This is a genomic window from Streptomyces torulosus (assembly GCF_001419765.1).
GTDB classification, from domain to species: domain Bacteria; phylum Actinomycetota; class Actinomycetes; order Streptomycetales; family Streptomycetaceae; genus Streptomyces; species Streptomyces torulosus.
The window spans coordinates 1-4,007 of record NZ_LIRK01000945.1 but is presented as its reverse complement, the minus strand read 5'-3'; the positions used below and the strand labels follow the sequence as shown (position 1 = coordinate 4,007).

General features: G+C 73.1%; 3 protein-coding genes. 2 read left to right on the top strand and 1 reads right to left on the bottom strand.

Annotated elements, in window-relative coordinates; translation table 11 throughout:
• Window positions 1-529: 529 nt before the first annotated feature.
• Window positions 530-1,624, top strand: a complete 1,095-nt coding sequence (locus AOK23_RS42900) for a carboxylate-amine ligase (protein WP_055717785.1) — start codon at window positions 530-532, stop codon at window positions 1,622-1,624.
• Window positions 1,625-1,759: 135 nt separating this feature from the next.
• Here AOK23_RS42900 and AOK23_RS42895 read toward each other — a convergent pair whose 3' ends face one another.
• Window positions 1,760-2,062: a trypco2 family protein gene (locus AOK23_RS42895; RefSeq protein WP_338056570.1), complete on the bottom strand. Its 303-nt coding sequence runs from the start codon at window positions 2,060-2,062 to the stop codon at window positions 1,760-1,762.
• A 96-nt stretch (window positions 2,063-2,158) separates the two neighbouring features.
• Between AOK23_RS42895 and AOK23_RS42890 the strand changes: the two genes are divergently transcribed.
• A complete protein-coding gene (locus AOK23_RS42890; RefSeq protein ID WP_055717783.1) occupies window positions 2,159-3,877 on the top strand; it encodes a trypsin-like serine peptidase in 1,719 nt (572 codons plus the stop codon).
• Window positions 3,878-4,007: the final 130 nt, after the last annotated feature.

The following is a 4,007-nucleotide window of genomic DNA, read 5'->3' as shown; positions in this document are numbered from 1 at the left end:
TACGGTCCATGAGGGCGGCGAACCTCCCCTCGGCCCGGTCGCCGCCCTCATGGACCGTACGAAGGACGCGGTCCGCAAGGCCATGGGCAAGGGCGGCTGAGCGCCCGGCGTATCCGACGTGGCGGGGGTGGTCGAGGGCGCCCTCGGGTCCGGAGTGGCCGGGGAGGCCGCAGCGGTCTCTAATGGTGGAGGGAGCGGCGATTGGAGGACGCCTGGCGTGGTTGACCTGGGGCTTCGCCCGGTCGACGGAGCCGCGCGCACCTCGTGGTGACGGCGGCGCCGTCCCGTCCGCAGCGGCCCCTCACGACCGTGACGCAAAACGGTTCCTCCGGGCGTTCCCGGTGTTCCGGCGCGGCATGGTGCGGGGCGCCGCCGGGCACACATGTGTCGGGTTTGCGGTGAAGCGGCTGGGCACTCGGATCGTCCCAGAAGCAAGCGCCTGAGTTGAGGTGATCAACCCCGCGGGACGGGTGTCGGCCAGGGTTCCTCGCGTGCCGGTCACGGCAGCGAGCCGAGCAGAGGGCGACTGATGACGACGATCGGCCTGGAAGAGGAGTACATGCTGGTCGACCCTGTCACGGGCCTACCGGTCCCCTACGCCGAGAAGGTCCGCCTGTCGGCGTGTCTGGCGCACCTGGCGGAGGAGCACGAGGTGCACTACGAGCTGCTCCAGTCGCAGGTCGAGGTGACCACCCCGGTGTGCCACACCCTGGACGAGATCGGCGGTCACCTGCTGCGGTTGCGGCACGCCGTGGGCGCCGCCGCCGAGGAGCACGGCTGCCGTATCGCCGCGGCCGCGACACCGCCGCTGCGCGACGCGCGGTCCATGGCCGTCACCGACCAGACCCGCTACCGGGCCATGCTGGCGCAGGCACCGCAGCTGGTGGAGGAACAGCTGGTCAACGGCATGCATGTGCATGTGGGCGTCCCCGGCCGCGAGGTCGGCGTCGAGGTGCTGAACCGGCTCCGCGTCTGGCTGCCCACCCTGACCGCGATGTCGGCGAACTCCCCGCTGTGGGACGGCCACGACACCGGCTTCGCCAGCTGGCGCACGGTCGTCTTCAGCCGCTGGCCGGTGAGCGGTATGCCGCCCTCCTTCCGGGACGCGGCCGACTACGACCGGCGGCTGCACCAGCTGGTGGAGAGCGGCCTGATCTGCGACACCGGCCAGGTGTACTGGCAGGCCCGGCTCTCGGAGCGCTATCCGACCGTCGAGGTGCGCTGCCCCGACGTGCAGCTGCGCGCGGACGACGCGGTGATGTTCGCCGGAATCGTCCGGGCGCTGGTGGAGACCGCCCGCGTCGAGGCGGCCGCCGGCGCTCCCCCGCCCGACTGCCCGCCGGAGCTGCTGAAGGCGGCCATGTGGCACGCCGCCCGCCATGGCCTGAGCGACACCCTGATCGGCCCCGACGGTCGACGCCACCGGGCCGGTGACGTGCTGTGCCGGCTCCTGCGCCATGTCGGACCGGCGCTGGAGGCATCCGGCGACACCCGTGAGGTGACGAGCCTGGTGCACCGGCTCCTCCAGGGCGGCACCGGGGCGGACCGGCAGCGGACCGCCCTGGCGACCGGCGGCCCGAGGGCGGCCATCGAGCTGATCACCACGGAGAGCACGCTCCCCTGACTTCGGCATGGCCACGCCCTACCGGTGGCGGGGTCGCCGCTTGCGGCCGCGTCCGATCACGACCTGTGGGGACCGCTTTCCGCCGAACCTGAGACGTCGGGTGCCGCCCGCACCGAGGCGGCACCCTTCTGCCGGCTACGGCGCGGGAGTCGGGCCCGGCCGCTCTCCGCGGCCGACGGAGACGCGGCCGCCCGACCGTGTCTGCGGGGTCAGTTCGACCTGCACCTGATGGGTCGTCTGGCGGTCGACGGAACCGCCGAGTTCGGCCGTCACCACCCCGATGCGCACACCGCCGCGGCCGGAGCCGGACTGGTGGACCTGCACGGTGAACTGGAGGCTCACCTTGTCGACGCTGAATCCGAGGGACCGGCCCTGCGCCTCCTCCTGGGCCCGCTCCAGTTCGCCCCTGATCTGGCGGATCACCTCGGTCAATCCCACGAACCCCGGCCCATCGGTCAACTCGCACCCCCCGCACGCCCGTTGATCCCTGTCGCCCCAGTATGCGCCGGGACGCGTCGCTCGTATAGTTGTGCTATGGCGGACGACGGGGGAGTCGTTGATGGTTCGTCACTCGAGACGCCCGGCTGGGCTGTGCGCATCCGCCGGGCCGATGGAAGGATCGCGGGCGCCGGCATTCTGTTGAGCCCCGACCGGGTGTTGACCTGCGCCCATGTGGTCGAGGACCGGGAGGCGCGGTTCGCCGCGGAGTTCGTCGGGGCGGCGCCCGGTCTCATGGTGCCCTCGGTCGCCGCGTGGGTCGACGGGGACGCGTATGTGCCCAACACCCGGGACGCCGACGGCGACCCCCTCGGCGACGTGGCGCTGCTCCGCCTCGAACAGCCGAGACCCACGGCGGAGACGACCCTGCTGTACCGCCTCTCGGCGCCGAACCGCGCGGTCCAGATGTACGGCTTCCCCTACGACCACAACGGCGGCATCTGGTTCCGGGCCAGCATCGTCGGCGGCTGCGGACGGGACGGGCAGGTCCAGTTGAGCCCGACGAGCCCCGGTGAGCTGGCCAGCCCCGGATGCAGTGGCTCGGGCGTGATGGACACCCTCACCGGCAAGGTCATCGGCATGGTCCTCAGCGGCATCTCCGACCAGCACGGCAACCTGTTCTCCTTCATGAGCCCGGCCGAGACCATCGTCCGGCACCTCCCCCAGGTCCGCCGGTGGACCCGCGGCAAGGCAGCCGTGGACGACGGGCTCAGAACGACCCGGCAGGACACGGCCGAGGCACTGCTCGACGAGCCGTTCGCCCAGCGCCTCGCCGACTGGCTCCAGGACGACGGACAGCAGGTGAAGATCAGCCTGGTCCCGGCCGGGGACGCGGTACGGGCCGCCACGCTGCGCCGCGCGATCACCCTCGCCGACCGGGAGTTGCGCACCGCGGCGTCCGTCGGCCGGGCCTCCCTCGACCCGCCCGGCACCGTCCCGTCGGCCGGCGGCCACGACCTGGCCGTGGACGCGGCCGGACTGACCTCTGCGGAGATCGGGGAGCGGATCGCCGAGCGCATGGGGCTGTGGCAGCATCCCGCGGACCCGGTGGCGGAGCGGATCAGAGCCGCGGACGTCACCCTCACCCTGGTCGTCGTCGGCGTCGACGAGGCCGCCGATCCGCCCGCGCTGCTGGAACTGCTGAAGGCCCTGCGCGCCAAGGGCAACCGCCTCCTGCTGGTCTTCCGCGACACCGGCACCGTCTACCACCGCGCCCGGAGCGAACTGGTCCTCGAACCCGAACGGGAACGCCGCGCCCGTCTCGTCGCACGGCTGGAGGAGATCACCGGTCCACTCGCCCGCGCCCTCCACGAGGGCCTCGGGGCCGTACGGGCCGACGAGGTGCGCCCCGCCGACGCCGACCTGGTACGGGCGCACGCCGCGCTCGCCGCCCTCAGGCTCGGGCGGGCCGCGGCCGACGACGGCGGCCCCCACCCGGAGCTGGCCCGCTACGAGCGGCTCGCCCAGCGGGTGGCCGCACGGCTGACCAGGACCGTCCGCGCCCTCGACGCGCTGCGCGACCGGCGGGACGAGCTGGACGGCAGGCTCCGCGGCTACCACGACCTGCATCTGAACTCCGTACGAGGCAACGAGGAGGACCTGACCTTGGACGCTCTTCGTCTGCGCGCGCACGAACTGCTGCGGGCCAGGCCGTGCGACGTCAAGGCCGCCGAGGCCGCCGTGGAGGCGTACACCCGCCGCGTCGACCGCCGGGCCGCACGTAGACGGGGACATGGAGGTGTCTCCGAGACATGACGTCCTTACCCGTGCCGTGCCCGAGACCCGACTGCCCGGGCGGCGGCCGCATCATGGTGACCGGCTTCTGCGACACCTGTCACCGACGGCCATCCGACCAGGCCCGGACCACCCCGGCACGGCCCGCCCC

Bases quoted from the DNA above. Each gene is read 5' to 3' on its own strand.
- AOK23_RS42900 (WP_055717785.1), top strand. From the start codon at position 530: ATGACGACGATCGGCCTGGAAGAGGAGTACATGCTGGTCGACCCTGTC.
- AOK23_RS42890 (WP_055717783.1), top strand. From the start codon at position 2,159: ATGGCGGACGACGGGGGAGTCGTTGATGGTTCGTCACTCGAGACGCCC.